The sequence below is a fragment of the Acetonema longum DSM 6540 genome (genome assembly GCF_000219125.1).
GTDB lineage: Bacteria > Bacillota > Negativicutes > Sporomusales > Acetonemataceae > Acetonema > Acetonema longum.
Map to the genome: position 1 here is coordinate 16,528 of NZ_AFGF01000024.1, position 13,819 is coordinate 30,346.

The 13,819-nt window shown below is 47.0% G+C and carries 12 protein-coding genes; 3 read left to right on the forward strand and 9 right to left on the reverse strand.

Annotation, left to right across the window (positions count from 1 at the left end):
- Positions 1–25 precede the first annotated feature (25 nt).
- Positions 26–502 (forward strand): helix-turn-helix domain-containing protein, encoded by a 477-nt coding sequence (locus ALO_RS23740; protein ID WP_461781516.1) that lies wholly within the window; start codon positions 26–28, stop codon positions 500–502.
- Here ALO_RS23740 and ALO_RS03585 read toward each other — a convergent pair.
- The gene (locus ALO_RS03585; protein WP_004092987.1) at positions 393–776 is read right to left on the reverse strand and encodes a RidA family protein; all 384 of its coding nucleotides are present in this window, start codon (positions 774–776) and stop codon (positions 393–395) included. The two genes, ALO_RS23740 and ALO_RS03585, sit on opposite strands and share 110 nt — an antisense overlap.
- A 105-nt stretch (positions 777–881) precedes the next feature.
- Here ALO_RS03585 and ALO_RS03590 point away from each other — a divergent pair, with 105 nt between their 5' ends.
- Complete coding sequence (locus tag ALO_RS03590) at positions 882–1,223, forward strand: winged helix-turn-helix transcriptional regulator (RefSeq protein ID WP_004092989.1); 342 nt, start codon at positions 882–884, stop codon at positions 1,221–1,223.
- Between the two features lie 222 nt (positions 1,224–1,445).
- On the opposite strand, the gene ALO_RS03595 is transcribed toward ALO_RS03590, so the two are convergent.
- From ALO_RS03595 to ALO_RS03610, 4 genes are all read right to left on the reverse strand, one after another.
- On the reverse strand, positions 1,446–2,570 hold the full coding sequence (locus tag ALO_RS03595; RefSeq protein WP_004092995.1) for a radical SAM protein: 1,125 nt from the start codon (positions 2,568–2,570) through the stop codon (positions 1,446–1,448).
- Between the two features lie 80 nt (positions 2,571–2,650).
- A complete protein-coding gene (locus ALO_RS03600; protein ID WP_004092997.1) occupies positions 2,651–3,655 on the reverse strand; it encodes an HAD family hydrolase in 1,005 nt (334 codons plus the stop codon).
- Between the two features lie 492 nt (positions 3,656–4,147).
- Complete coding sequence (locus tag ALO_RS03605; protein ID WP_004093000.1) at positions 4,148–6,175, reverse strand: methyl-accepting chemotaxis protein; 2,028 nt, start codon at positions 6,173–6,175, stop codon at positions 4,148–4,150.
- A 127-nt stretch (positions 6,176–6,302) separates the two neighbouring features.
- Positions 6,303–7,580: an L-cysteine desulfidase family protein gene (locus tag ALO_RS03610; RefSeq protein ID WP_004093002.1), complete on the reverse strand. Its 1,278-nt coding sequence runs from the start codon at positions 7,578–7,580 to the stop codon at positions 6,303–6,305.
- A 73-nt stretch (positions 7,581–7,653) separates the two neighbouring features.
- Here ALO_RS03610 and ALO_RS03615 point away from each other — a divergent pair, with 73 nt between their 5' ends.
- A complete protein-coding gene (locus tag ALO_RS03615; protein WP_004093004.1) occupies positions 7,654–8,595 on the forward strand; it encodes a LysR family transcriptional regulator in 942 nt (313 codons plus the stop codon).
- A gap of 1 nt (position 8,596) precedes the next feature.
- On the opposite strand, the gene ALO_RS03620 is transcribed toward ALO_RS03615, so the two are convergent.
- The 4 genes from ALO_RS03620 to ALO_RS03635 all read right to left on the reverse strand — a co-directional run bounded on the left by ALO_RS03620 (position 8,597) and on the right by ALO_RS03635 (position 13,714).
- A complete protein-coding gene (locus ALO_RS03620; protein WP_004093006.1) occupies positions 8,597–9,595 on the reverse strand; it encodes a uroporphyrinogen decarboxylase family protein in 999 nt (332 codons plus the stop codon).
- 12 nt (positions 9,596–9,607) lie between these two features.
- Positions 9,608–10,810: a M24 family metallopeptidase gene (locus ALO_RS03625; protein ID WP_139025312.1), complete on the reverse strand. Its 1,203-nt coding sequence runs from the start codon at positions 10,808–10,810 to the stop codon at positions 9,608–9,610.
- A 16-nt stretch (positions 10,811–10,826) separates the two neighbouring features.
- The gene (locus tag ALO_RS03630) at positions 10,827–12,377 is read right to left on the reverse strand and encodes an AbgT family transporter (protein ID WP_004093010.1); all 1,551 of its coding nucleotides are present in this window, start codon (positions 12,375–12,377) and stop codon (positions 10,827–10,829) included.
- Between the two features lie 455 nt (positions 12,378–12,832).
- Entirely contained in the window at positions 12,833–13,714 is an 882-nt protein-coding gene (locus tag ALO_RS03635) for a LysR family transcriptional regulator (RefSeq protein WP_004093012.1), read from the reverse strand.
- Between the last annotated feature and the right edge of the window lie 105 nt (positions 13,715–13,819).

A 13,819-nucleotide genomic window follows, 5' to 3' on the forward strand; every position in this document is an offset into this window, starting at 1 on the left:
TGCGGATCTGGCAAGGCTTGCCCATATGAGTGTTTCTGTTTTTCACGGACATTTTAAGGCGGTTACTTCCATGAGTCCGTTACAATACCAAAAAGCACTGCGCCTTCAGAAAGCCAGGCACCTGATGTTGTCCCGGCAAATGGATGCACTAACCGCATGTCAGTTGGTTGGGTATATAAGGGGAGACAGTGCATTCAAAAATCATCCAAGGAACTGGGCTCAGTATAGATGCGACGCATGTATCAGCCAATACGGTAAAAAAAGTACCGGAACGGATCATGAAACATCCGGCTCAGAAGCTATTTCGCGCCATGAGGGAAGAAAAAGGAATTACCCCAGAAACGTGGGGACAGATGTTATTTCGAAACAAAGTGCCTGCCCCCGTGTTTCCATTATTCTGTATATGCGACAGCACTTATTTCAATTAATTGTGTCGGAAAAGCAAAATACGGCACTCCTACAAGAGTTCCCGCTGGCCGGTGCTTCCCTAAGTATCCCTTGAACAGTCTAATGACGGAATCCGAATGCCTCCCGGCATCTGCCAGATAAATTTCCACATAAGCGAGATTGGATTTCGTGACACCAAACTCCGCTAATACATGGTCAAGATTTTTAAGTGTCTGGCGAGTTTGCGTTTCAATGTCACCTTCGCCAATAAATGCGCCCTCTGAATCATGGGAAAATTGCCCGGAAACATAAATTGTGCCATTCACTCTGTAAGCTTGGGAAATGCCATGATCCCAAAGATTATGATTATAAGTCTTAATATTAGTCATTTTCTCTCTCCTTTACTTTAAGGTAAATTTAGTATAACAAGACAGCAAATAAAAATACAGTACGAACTTTATTGATAGGTACTATCAGAAAGGATAGTGTTAATTATGGGAATGGTTGCATATAAGGGGAAAGTAAAAAATATCCAAGATACACCTTTTGGATACACCTTGTCAGTGATTGGCGGTAAATGGAAGATGGTTATTATATACCTTTTGGCAGAAAATCAGCCAGTCCGCTTTAATGACCTAAAAAGACAAATTGGCTCGATTACCTTTAAGATATTGAGTTCACAATTGAAAGAACTGGAATCAGATGGTTTGATAGAACGAAAAGAGTATCCTCAAATTCCTCCTAAAGTTGAGTACCGTTTGACAGCTAAAGCAGAAACACTCTTGCCTGTTTTGGAAGGGTTATGCGAATGGGGAGCAAGGAATCAAATTAAATAAGCTGCCCTGCCAGGCGGATTTATGTACTCCGAGCCAAGGGAGACAGGTTCATTATTCTTATCGATACATTTTTGATGAATATTGTTTTTGATTTGAGACAAACAATCTGCTCCTATATCGACCAGGCAGATTGCCGGATTGACGGGTATTAGTCAAAGTGTGGTTGCACAGCCGTGACAAGAGAACCGTCCCCTTGAGTCTCACTAAATGATACACACGATTCTAAAAATCCATAATTTCTGGTTTATAGTCGTCAGGCAATTCTTCTTCGTCTATAAACTTGAAATTATCATCATTCAGTATTGGTATAAATATTTCGTATGGAATCATAGAAAACTCACAGGCATAATTACTGGCTCCGAACCACATACCCGCTTTGCTGCTCAAATTTAAACCTCTTGCAAACTTTGTGTAGTTTGAGCAATCATGAACTGCTAAATCCCAGTTTTCTTCATCAGCTATTTTCATGAATTTCAAAGTTAATTCCCTGCTCCAAATTGGAGATATATAGCCATGCCTGGAAATATACATATTTTCCCCATAATAATTATATATGTTATTTTCATTTAAATGTAATTCCGCACAATTGATAAAATCGAGTTTTGTTTCAAAGATTACTTGCTTTTTCTTAAAAAATGCTTCGAAAAACTCCTGTGTCATTGGAGTTTCAATACCTACACTTTTAATATATTTTTTCGCTAATCCAATATTTTTAATTACTTTGTCCGAACAATGAGAAGCACCTAGATTGAAACGTATTTCATTAAGACCGGCTTCACCTAATGCTTTCAATGTTTCTTCCGTAGCTAAAGTGCCGTTTGTGTATAAATGTTGATGAATCTGAGCATCATTAAACTTCTTTATAATCGAATAATATTTTTCAATTTCCATAAAAGGTTCTAAATAAACGTAGGAAATGCCAGTGGGTTTTTGGTGAATGGAAAGAAGCAAATCAATATCCTTTTCGTAAAATTTTGCGCCGCCAATTTCCCACATACCTTCCCCAACTGGATGAATATCCTCGAGTTCACCATAATTATAACAGAACTTACACTTTAAATTACATTTGTTCGTTTTCCTGATTGCACTCAAACCAGTGCCCAACAGACAAGAACGACATCCTTTGGGGAATTTGCTTTCATTTCCCACAAAAAAAGTTCTATTTTGCAACGTTTTCAAGTTTTTAATTTCCGACATCAACATATCATTTCTATGATCAATTGCTGCCTCAATTTGCGCAAAAGTAGAGTAAATGATTTCTTCGTGTTTTATATTAATTGGTTCTTCCTCAGGCAATTGTGAAAAAAAATCAAACCATATCAATGCATCTTTCTTGGAAATTTTCATATCGTACCGCCTATCTGCTTAATATAAAGAATCGAGGAAAAATCGAAGAGATGGTTGTTCTCTTGTTGCAATCGCGCAATTCACATTGATTCGATATTCCCCTCCACTTCTTTTTTGAGCTGCATTAAAAGTTCTTGATCTCTTTTCATGATTTTAGGTTTCTGCTCCATCATGGCTTGGAAGCTTTTGTATAAGATATAAGGCCTTGAACGGGCTCTGAGGACTTCCGCCTCTGTCCTTAATTTTTCTTTGGTTGCAATATTGTTGATAATGTTAAAAACAATATCGTTCAGCGTCCCTTTGGCAGTATAATCAGCAGAAGCAAAATAGTCGATGCGGCCGTCATTCAGCAGCGAATATACTTTGGCGCGGTCGTCCTTATCGGGATCATACACCCCAATCGAATACCCGCCTTTGCTTTTGACCAGGCGCATGCAGGGAATGTCTGTGGCGCTGTCCCCTATGTAAATAATATTTTCATAGGGAATATATAACTCATCATCCGTCATGCTGTCATTAACGCCTTCATCGCACTCCTCAAACTTACCTTTAGCGATACGAAAAATAAATTGAGTTTTATTCGTATAGTTTACAGCCTGCGCAGGCCACTCCGCCACACCGTCCGGCGAATAGAGAAATGAAGAGGCATAAATGCGTTTAAATTCAGGAGCAATCGTACTCCCCTCAACTAATTCCTTCAAACCGGACGAAATAATATAATGCTGAACCTCTATGCCCTGTTTGCTCCCAAAATCATTGATGCGTTTAAACCAGGCGGGAACCCCTTTATATAATTTGATATCCTTACCGATATCGTGGAAATAATCCCGGCTAATGCGCCGGCGACTCGCTTTTGATTTAACAATCATTTGATACATCCAGGCCAGATTTTTATCCATCAAATTATCAACAGCCAGTTGATTCGACTCCGCCCAAAACTCATTCGTATCCATGCTAAGCGAAGGGATGAGTGTGAAAGTCTGCATATCGTCCGGGGATAACGTTTTATCAAAATCGTAGCAAATTGCCATTCGCGGCGTTTTTTCCCTAATCTTTGCAATAGCAGTTTCCGTGCTTTGTGACATCGCATTATCACCCTTTACAGAATATTTTTCACCTCATTGAGCCAACAGGGAATGCCGCACTTATCAGGTTTCAGCATCCGTTTCCGGATCTCCCGCTTCATCGCCAAAGCGAATAGCAGGAATATTCTTTTTCCAAAGGGATACGGCCGGCATACCTTTGATTTATTTTCTCTTTACCGGCGTCCCACTCCTGCCGGCAAACGAATTTTAAGCCCCTTTGACTCTTTTTAAAAGGTATAGGCCTGGTCCCGGTAAGGCAGCCTCTCTCCATACCCCGTTTTTTAGCGGCGAAGCTATTATCGGGCAGGTTGGTGCTGTTCATTAATGCGATGCGGTTAGAATTTTTTGGCGAAAGAAATGGCCAAGCATGTTTACGCTCAGCCAATCCGGATTTTGGTGGATTATGAGAAATTGTTAGACCATAAGCATCTTTTGGACTCTATACGGTCTAGAATACATAAAGCCAACTATACTAAATTTAATGCTTTTTCTTCAGACCCTAAACTTTTCAACAGCCGTTTGTAACTCCTCAGCCATCCTGGCCAGCGCTTGACTGGAAGACGCTATTTCTTCCATAGCCGCTAACTGCTCTTCTGTTGCTGCCGACACCGTCTGGGTTTGTGCCCCGGTATTCCTGCTTTCGATATCGACTCTCCTTACTGCGTCCACAATCTGCTGATTGCCGCCGGCCATTTGCTGAATTGTGGCGGAAATATCCCGGATTTGCGCTGAAACTTCATTTACTTTTTCATATATTTCCCGGAAAGCCACTCCCGCCTTATTTACGACTGCAACCCCGGCCTGGACGTCCTCCGCTCCCGCGGCCATTACGATTACGGTATCGGCTATATTCTTCTGGTTGCCGCCGATCAGGAGGGTAATCTTCTTGGCAGCCTCTTGCGACTGTTCGGCAAGGCGACGAACTTCTTCGGCCACTACGGCAAATCCCCGGCCGGCCTCTCCGGCCCGGGCAGCCTCAATCGCGGCGTTTAGCGCCAAAAGATTTGTTTGCTCAGCTATTCCGCTCATTACGTTGACGATCTCACCTATCTCAGTGGAGTCTTGCGACAAGTTGACAATAGCACTTTGTACACGATCAGTCCCAGTCCCAACCTTCGTCATTTGTGCGACCGCCTGCTCAATAGCATCGAGTCCGGTCTGGGTTACTCTGACGGTCGCATCAGCGGCGCCGGCTACATTTTTGTTGCCTTCAACCACTTGGCGGATTCCTGCCGCCATCTCTTCAACAATAGCCATGGTATTGCCAACGTCAGTTTGCTGCTTATCCGTTCTTTGAGCCACCTCCACAATGGTGGCGGCTACCTGCTTGGATGCATTCTCCGATTGCTCGGTGTTGGCAGACAGTTCTTCACTGGCTGCTGCGATTTGTTCAACTTGGGTCTGCACTTTTAAAACCAGTGTACGCACATTATCCCGCATCGTGCGAAACCCCTGTGCCAATTGGCCGATCTCATCTTTTGACTGAATGCCTGACTCGCGTTCGCGAAGATCGCCTTCCGCCAGCAGCAAACATGCGTCTCTTATTCTTTGAATTGGCCGTACCAAGCGGTTGCCTAACATGACGATAACCAGAACGGCCACGATTATAAACACGAGCGATACAGCAAGGGTTATCCGCGCCAGGTTCGTTGCTTCCAGAATCACTTCCCTTTCCGGAGCAGAGACTATCATGACCCACCGCTCATTCCCCGGCAATTCCACAGGCGTAAACACCGCAAAAGTTGCAACACCGTCAACGGAAATATAGCTGCCCTTAACTTGTTGCCCCTCTGCAACCGCCCTTTTGAATCCTTCGATCAGCTTATCATCCAATTCCGGCTCTTGCAGCTTTAAAGCCTCATTGATTTTCTTTTCCGTAAGGTTTAGCTTCCCTGTTAATTCAGTCCTGGAATGGGCAATAACCAGTCCGGAACCTTCAGCGAGAAACCCGCCGCCGCTGTCCTTAAATTTTAGGTTTTGAACCATTTTTGACAACGTCTCGAGGGATACTGCCCCGCCGATAACTCCTGTCAATTGACCGTTGTTCATAACCGGCACAGCAATGGCTACAGACAGCTTTCCCGTGGTTTTTGTAATCAACGGATTGGAAATGACCGATTTTTGAGTATTGACCGCCTTCTGAAGATAATCCCGGTTAAACATACCGCCGCTGCCATCTGAGCGCCAGCCAGAGCCATCAGGGAACATGAAAAAGATCACATCAAAGGTTCCCGTCCTTTTTTGCAGTTCCGCCATGAGCGGAATAATTTCATCTTTATCTTTGCCTGCTTTAATACTCGGACTGCCAGCAAGATCCTCAAGATGAACCAGGCTTTCACGCACTTGAAACTGGATTCGATTGGCATAATCCGTGCCGAGCGCCATAGCGGCCTCATCCATGCTGCTTATCAGCGCCCGGCTGGAAATGCTGTAGCTGATGCCGGATAATATGCCGACTGACAGGATATAAAGAGGAATTAAGATAATGAGAAATTTTGTTTGAATGCTATTTACTTTCATGCTATCCTCCTTGCCGTCACCAAAAGAAACGCTTAGCGTCCTCTATGAATTGCACAAGACACTCAAACCTCTGCCCCATCTTCATAAAGCAAATGAAAAATGCTATGATGTATAAAAAACTTGGCTGTTATTTCTCCAACATGATGTTTAATATCTCTATATCAGTGGCTTTCATACCGTCGCGGCCCATGCGGCCGATACTGGTGATCGTCTGCTCGACGTCCTCCTTTACCAGGCCTTCCCCGGGCTGAAACACCCGGTTTTTGCGGCTGAGGTGCAAGGCCAGGATCGCAGCCTCGACGGCGCTGGCGATTTTGGCGGCGCAGGAAGGCTTGGCGCCGTCACAAACCATGCCGCCAATGTTGCCGATGGTGTTGGTAATGGTGTTGCAGATTTCCTCGTAGCTGCAGTCCAGCAGATAGGCAATGCCGGCGCCGCTGCCGCAGGCGGCGCTGACAACGCCGCAATAAGCGGAAAGGCTGCCAATATATTTTTTCTGGTGGATGGCTATCAGGTTGCTGACAACCAGCGCACGGTAAAGCTTTTCCTCGCTTGCGCCGTACTCCCTGGCGTACTCGACGACCGGCATGGTGACGGTGATACCTTGATTGCCGCTGCCTGAGTTGATGACCACCGGAAGGGGACAGCCGCTCATGCGGGCGTCCGAACCGGCGGCAGCGGCGGCCTTGGCCCGCAGTTTGACGCTTTTGGAATCAAAATCACTCATCAGGCTGCGGCCAACCTCCACTCCGTAGGGATGGCTCAGCCCTTCCCGGGAGATGGCGCTGTTGTACTCGATCTGACGGGAAAGAATCTCCCGCACGTCGTCGATTTTCACTTCGCCGGCAAAGGCGAGAATGTCCTTAACGTTGAGCAGGGATTTGTCCGAATCGTTTTCATCCTGGGCAGAGGCGGGACGCGCCTTGACAAACAGGTCTTCGCCGTTTTTGGCGATGCGGACGATGTTGGTATGATAGTCGGCGATTACTACTTCGGCAGTGGCTTCGCCAGCCGATAACTTAACGGCAATATAAAGGCCGGCGAGATTCGCCTGCAGCTCACACCGGCAAAAGCCGGCCGCACGCAGTTCCTTGGTTTTGGCGATATGCTCTTCGGTAACGGTCTCCAGTACAGTAAGCCCGCGATCGGGATCGCCGCCGACTATGCCCAGGATGGCCGCCGTCTCAATGCCCTTAAGGCCGCCGGAATTAGGCACGGTGACGCCTTTTACATTTTTGACGATATTGCCGCTGCAGCAGACGGTGCACTTGTCCGGCATTGCGCCGAGCGCTTGGCGGGCCTTCGCGCCGGCGTAGGCAATGGCGATCGGCTCGGTGCAGCCGAGAGCCACCACTAGCTCGCTCTTGAGAATAGCAAGAAAACTATGATAGGTTTTTGGGTTCATAAATACCATCCTTTAAAAAATACGACGGCTTTGCCGTATGTTATTATCTGTTAGGTAGCAAAGGGGGTTGCGTGTGAATTTTCTTAACCTGGAATATTTTTTGATAGCTGCCGAGGAACTGAACTTCACGAAAGCTGCGAAACGCCTCTATATTTCGCAACAGTCACTGAGCAATCACATCGCCAAGCTGGAAGAGCACTTTGGCCTTCCGCTGTTTGACCGAACTCCCCCTATGACGTTGACTTCTGCCGGACTCAGCCTGGTAAAGCGCGCCCGCTCGTTACTGGACGCCAAAAACGAAACGGAACTGGAACTACAGGATATTAAAGATTTTCGCAGCGGATATCTCTCTGTAGGAGTAACCCATGCCCGGGGGACGGTAATATTGCCGATGGTGCTTCCCCCTTTCCACCGTATGTTTCCGCAGGTCAAACTCCAGTTGGTGGAGGGAACGTCTCAGCAGCTTGAAGATGCGCTCCTGAACGGAAATGTAGACCTCACCATCGGCTTTAAACCTGCCAACGCCAGCAATGTTGAGTCAGAAATGCTGCTGGACGAAACATCCGTATTGGTTGTGCCGCATCCGCTATTGAAAAAGTACTTGCCGGGCAAAAGCCTGGAGCTTTGCAATACGGCGGCGGCTCCGGTCCGGGAAATACTGCGCCAGTGCCCTTTCGTCACCATCAGCGCCACTACTTGGGCGGGAGCAATTTTAGAGCGCTATTGCCGCAAAACGGGCATTACTCCAAGAGTAGTGGTGGAAACCGTCAACATTGCAACCTTAGTGGCTCTGTGCTTAGAGGGCATGGGCGCCATCGTCTGTCCCCGCATTTTCCTGCACAAGCTTAATATCCAGTTAAACGCCGAGAAGCTGCGGCACGTGTCCATTTATCCGCTGGATCTCGAACCGGAACACCACGTAATTGCCCTCAATTACATGAAACACAAATATTTGTCCCAGTCCGCCCGAGAGTTTATCCGCATAACCAAGGAAATTTTCCGGAGCGAGGCATAGACTATTTCATGCAGCCCTCGACGTAGTCCTTGGTGCGCTTCACGAAAGCGAGCATTTCGTTATCAAGCGGATAGCGGATAACGCAGCCGGGTGTCAGAATGTGATTCCGTCCGCCGAGCATCTGGAGGCATTTAAATATCTGATGCTGCACTTCGTTCTTCTTTTTGTTGGTAATGTCCATCCGTTGCAAGCCCCCCATCAGGCACTTGCCGGTCAGCACACGGGCCTCATCGAGGGCGGGCAGCGTTTCCCAGGCATGCCAGTTAAAAGCGGCTACCGGGTAGTCGCGCAGCACTTCCAGCATGATGTTGTCGCCATGGGCGTGAATGGTGTTGAACCAGCCGGCCTCAGCCCCTTCAAAGACAGTCAGGTCGTAAGGCTTGCCGTATTCCATATAGTCACTGGGGTGCATAGCGTTATAGGTGCTAAGCTGCGAGGCCAGGAAGATGCCGTCGGCGCCGAGGCGGATGGCCTCCCGGGCGAGGTTGGCCGTGGTCTCGGCTATGACCTTCAGAGCCTTGTGGACTGCAGCGCCGTGCCCCTCGGCAATGTGGCGGAAAAGCTGCTTGCCTGAGAGTTTATCAGCGATGGTGATAGGGCTGAAAACGGTGAACAGCACCGGGACATTTTCCTGGCGTACTTTTTCCAGCAGCAGCTTGAGGGAAGTGAGTTCCCGGGCAAGAGTGCCTTGCGTGACGGGGCAGACCGAAAGCTCTTCCCAGTCGGCGGCGGACTGGACGGGGGTCCTTACGAGCCTGGCTACCCCGCCTTTTTTTATTTCGGAAAAGTCAATCTCGCAGCCGTAGTCCTCAATGGCGTACATACCGTTGTTCATTGTCTTGATAAAATCGATATCATAGGTTTTATAAAACCGGTAGGTTTCTTCCGCTAAGGCTGCCGGGTCCAGGTCAACGTCGGGCAGGTGGCTCCAGAAGGAATAAGGAAGGCAGTCCGGTTTTTCGCCGGTTACCGCCGCCCGGATACGTTCTTTTTTATTCATGGCTTATTCTCCTTATCGATAGGCGCATTGTTTGATCGTGATTTTGTCCCGGCGGGATTGGGTAAGCAACTCGTACCCCGCCTCCGTCACCAGCACAGTGTCAGAGTGGCGTACGCCGCCCCAGTCTTTGGTCATCAGACCCGGTTCTACAGTGAAAACCATGCCGGGCTTTAACCGGATTTTGTTGCCGCTCGTTAATGAAGGAAATTCGTGTGTCGAAAGGCCGATGCCATGGCCGCAGCGTCCCGGCAGAATAGATGAAAACCCAGCGTCTTCAAACACCTTCATGGCTGCCAGATACAACTCCTCAAAAGGGGTCCCCGGACGCAAAACAGCAAACAACGCTTCCCTGGCGCCCAGCATTGCGTCGTAAGCGCGGTTCCGGAGCGCGTCCAGCTCTCCTACCGCTACGGACCGCTCGTTCTCAGCCGCGTATCCGCCGATTCTCGCCCATGACATGGGTAAGACCAAATCTCCCGCTACAGGAAAGTAGGCCTGAGGACAGTCACAGCCATAAGCAATCCGCTCATTGGCCATGCTCCAAACCGCCAGGGAGTCGACTTGCGCCCCCTCTGAGCTGCCGAAACCGCTGACTTCATAGTCTTGAAAGCGCTCATGCCACATTTCCCGCATGCGATACTGGCCTTCGGTGCAGGCTGCCGCTTCATGGGCGCCGGCATCAAGACAGCCAATCGCTGTTTCGACGCCACAGTCCACCAATGCGGCAGATTTGCGTATACAGCCGATTTCATAGGCATCCTTTATGATTTTCAGCATTTCAATGTCCCCGGCAATATCGCTGGTGTCCGCCGCGTTAAGTTTGGAATGCACCGCTTTTAGCCAGTTAACGCTGGCATAATCCCCTTCGACGCCAAGGCGGATGGGACTGTCCCCCAGCAATGCCGCTATGGCATCTATATCGTGCATAGCCAAGGCGACATTAGCTCCCCACTTGCCATACAGTTGAACATTTTCGACGGAGCCTTCCATGCGGGCATGATCATTGCGGATGCAATGCACTAAAAGGCAGGCGTCTTGCTTAAGGCTGATGATCACATAAGCCGGATGGCTGTTAATAATCGGATTAAAGTTACTAAAATAGAAAACATTTTCCGGACGTGCGATGATAGCGGTATCAATATTTTTTTCCCCCATAGCAAGCCGCAGCTTTTCTATACGGGCGTTTATGAACGGGCCAGCTTCTTTATTCATCATGGATTCCTCCCCGAAATCAGATATGCAGCGGAGCTCCCGGTCCCAACGGCAGTCCCAGGAAGAACCAAACCATTAATATAGCCGTCATAATAATTAAATACGTAATGGCGTATGGCATCATATTTGCCAGTAATGTACCGATGCCAGCTTCCGGATCATACTTTTGCGCCAATACAAGCAACATGCTGAAATACGCATCGGTCGGGCAGATCGGATTCGTGACGGCATCGCCAATTAAGTACGCCATTTGCGGCAAAGCCGGGTGGTATCCCAAAAACATAAACATCGGGACGAATACGGCGGATAAAATCGCCCACTTGGTCGATGCACTGCCAATAAACAGATTCAGAAAGCTGCACATCAGAACAAACAGTATAACGACGATCGAAATGGGGAATCCCGAGTTTTGCAGTATTTCAGCGCCTTTAATTGCAATGATGATCCCGAGGTTGGACCAATCAAAATACTTTAGAAACTGGGCAATGACAAAAATGATCGCAATATAGGTTCCCATATCCGCCATTGCTTTTCCCATTGCCCTGGCAACGTCACGACAGTCTTTAAACTTTCCGGATACTTTACCAAAGACAACGCCGGGGATGAAAAACATGAGGGCAATAAGAAACGCCAGACTTGTCATCAGTGGGGCTTTTCCCGTCAAAGCCGACCCTGTGGCGGGATCTTTTAAAATACCGTGCTCCGGGATGATTCCGGCACAGACAATTCCCACGAAAATAACCATAGACCATAGAGCATATTTCAAAGCCTTATAGTCCAGTTCAGAAATTACCCTATTACCCCCTCCGCCGTCGGCAATTCCCTTCCCGGTATATTTCCCCAGCCGGGGTTCCACAACATGAGTGGTAATTAAAACTGCGGCAATTGTTACGGGAATGACTGTGGCTAAAGAGTAATAATAACCAATTGCCGGCGAGAGCGTAATATCCGGGATGACCATTTTTGCCGCTGCTTCGGTAAAGCTGACGGTAATAACATCCATAGAAGTTACGACGACATTACAGGCGAACGCACCGGTAACGGAAGCATAGGCGCACATTAGCCCCGCTAATGGATTGCGTCCCATTGCCGTAAAAATCAGCGCTCCCAGCGGCGGCATAACGACAAATCCTGTGCCGCCGGTAATATGGGATAGCACACAGGCGATAACGAAAATAACAATAATTTTCAGATCGGACCCTTTTGAACGCTCCACCATTCCACGGAGGCCTACCAGGAAAAGCCCTGATTCATTGGCTACGCCGACACCTAACATACAGGTCAGTACCATACCCAGCGCCGGCATTGTCACAAAGTTATGAATTGCCGATGTCAGCATTTTCAGCAAGCCATCCTTAGAAGCCAGATTGTACACGGTTACTGCCTTTTTCGTTACCGGATTAATGGCCGACCAATCGAAATAGGCTAATACTGCCGAGGCGATAATTGTTATAATGCTTAGATAGACAAACAGCATCATCGGGTCCGGAATCTTGTTGCCAACTTTTTCGATACCAAACAAAATCTGCTCTAATTTTGTTTTTTGATTTTCCACCGCTTTATTTGTCATTTTTGCCACTCCCCATGTGTATTTTTGTTGCACAATCTGGGCAGCAGGGTATCACAATCATTTAATTGTAATTCATAACTGCAAAATACGGAGACACAATATGAACAAAAGAATCGATGTGGCTTTTTTGTAAGTTCTGTTTGATTTTCGTTTCTTTGTTTGCTGTTTCCCCCGTTTCTAATTATCTTTTTTCTGTAAAATCCGGATTTTTACCTAATTTCATAATATAACTTATTTTCAACAAATTCTAACAGCTTTTTCATACGGTACATCACAACCGTTTGATTGTAGTTAACTAAAAACAAACACAAAAAAGCCCCGCGAGCGAATGACTCTGCGAAGCGATCTAACCTATCCCTTATTCATGACAGTTTAAAAGCACTACCTATTAGGGCCGCCAGCGAGAAAAAATAGAGATCAGCACGCCAAGAGGAACCCGCATGGAACAGAATGCTTCAGGCGGGTTTCCATGTTGTACACACAAAATCAATAAAGGCTTGAGCAGCCTTAGAAATATATTTATCCTTTTTCCAAACCACACCAATATTTAATAAAATAGGATCTTTCAGTGAAATCGGCCGAATTTTCCGTTCGTCAAGCACGATCATCTGCATAAGAAAGGAAATCCCTACGTTATGTGCGACAAGAGTGCGAATTGTTTGAATTTGACTGGATGAAAAAATGATGTTTGGGGTGAATCCACAGGCTTGACATCGCTGGATCATAATATCTCTTTGAAGAGAGCCTGGTTTACGCATGATAAATTTTTCATTGCGCAGTTCGGATAAAGCAACTGTTTCCCGTCCGCGCAGAGGATGTCCTGTTCCGACACACAGTACAATCTGCTGCTGAAAAAGAGTCTGACTCTGCACATTCTCCAGAGGCGTTTCCGGCAGCACGACAATGCCGACCTCCAATTCGCCCTTTGCCACCATGGAAATAATGCATGAAGAATTCTCTTCTGTAACAATGAGATTTAAATCGGGATACCTTTTGTTAAAATGGATAAAAACATACGGGAAAAGACGATTACCGATCTGGGGGGGTATGCCAAGCCGCAGTGAACCGGAATTGTGACTGTTGCAATCTCGCATTTCCTTATGAATATCATCAGCCAACTCAAGCAGGGACTCAATCCTTGTTAAAAAAAGCTGCCCCTCATTTGTCAGTGTTACTGATTTATTGGAACGATGCAGCAAACGAACGTTCAGCTCTGCTTCCAGTTTTAATATCGCATTAGTTACAACCGGCTGTGCGACATACAGGTTCGAAGCGGCTTTGGTAAAACTGCCGGATCGGCATACTTCCTTAAAATATTCAAGATGACGCAGTTCCATTGATATGCTACACCCCTACTTGCTTTCTGCTCATCATACCATATTTTTAGTATGACTTTAACATTGTACTTTTATGACTTTTGGCATACCAGCCGTCCGATTCTA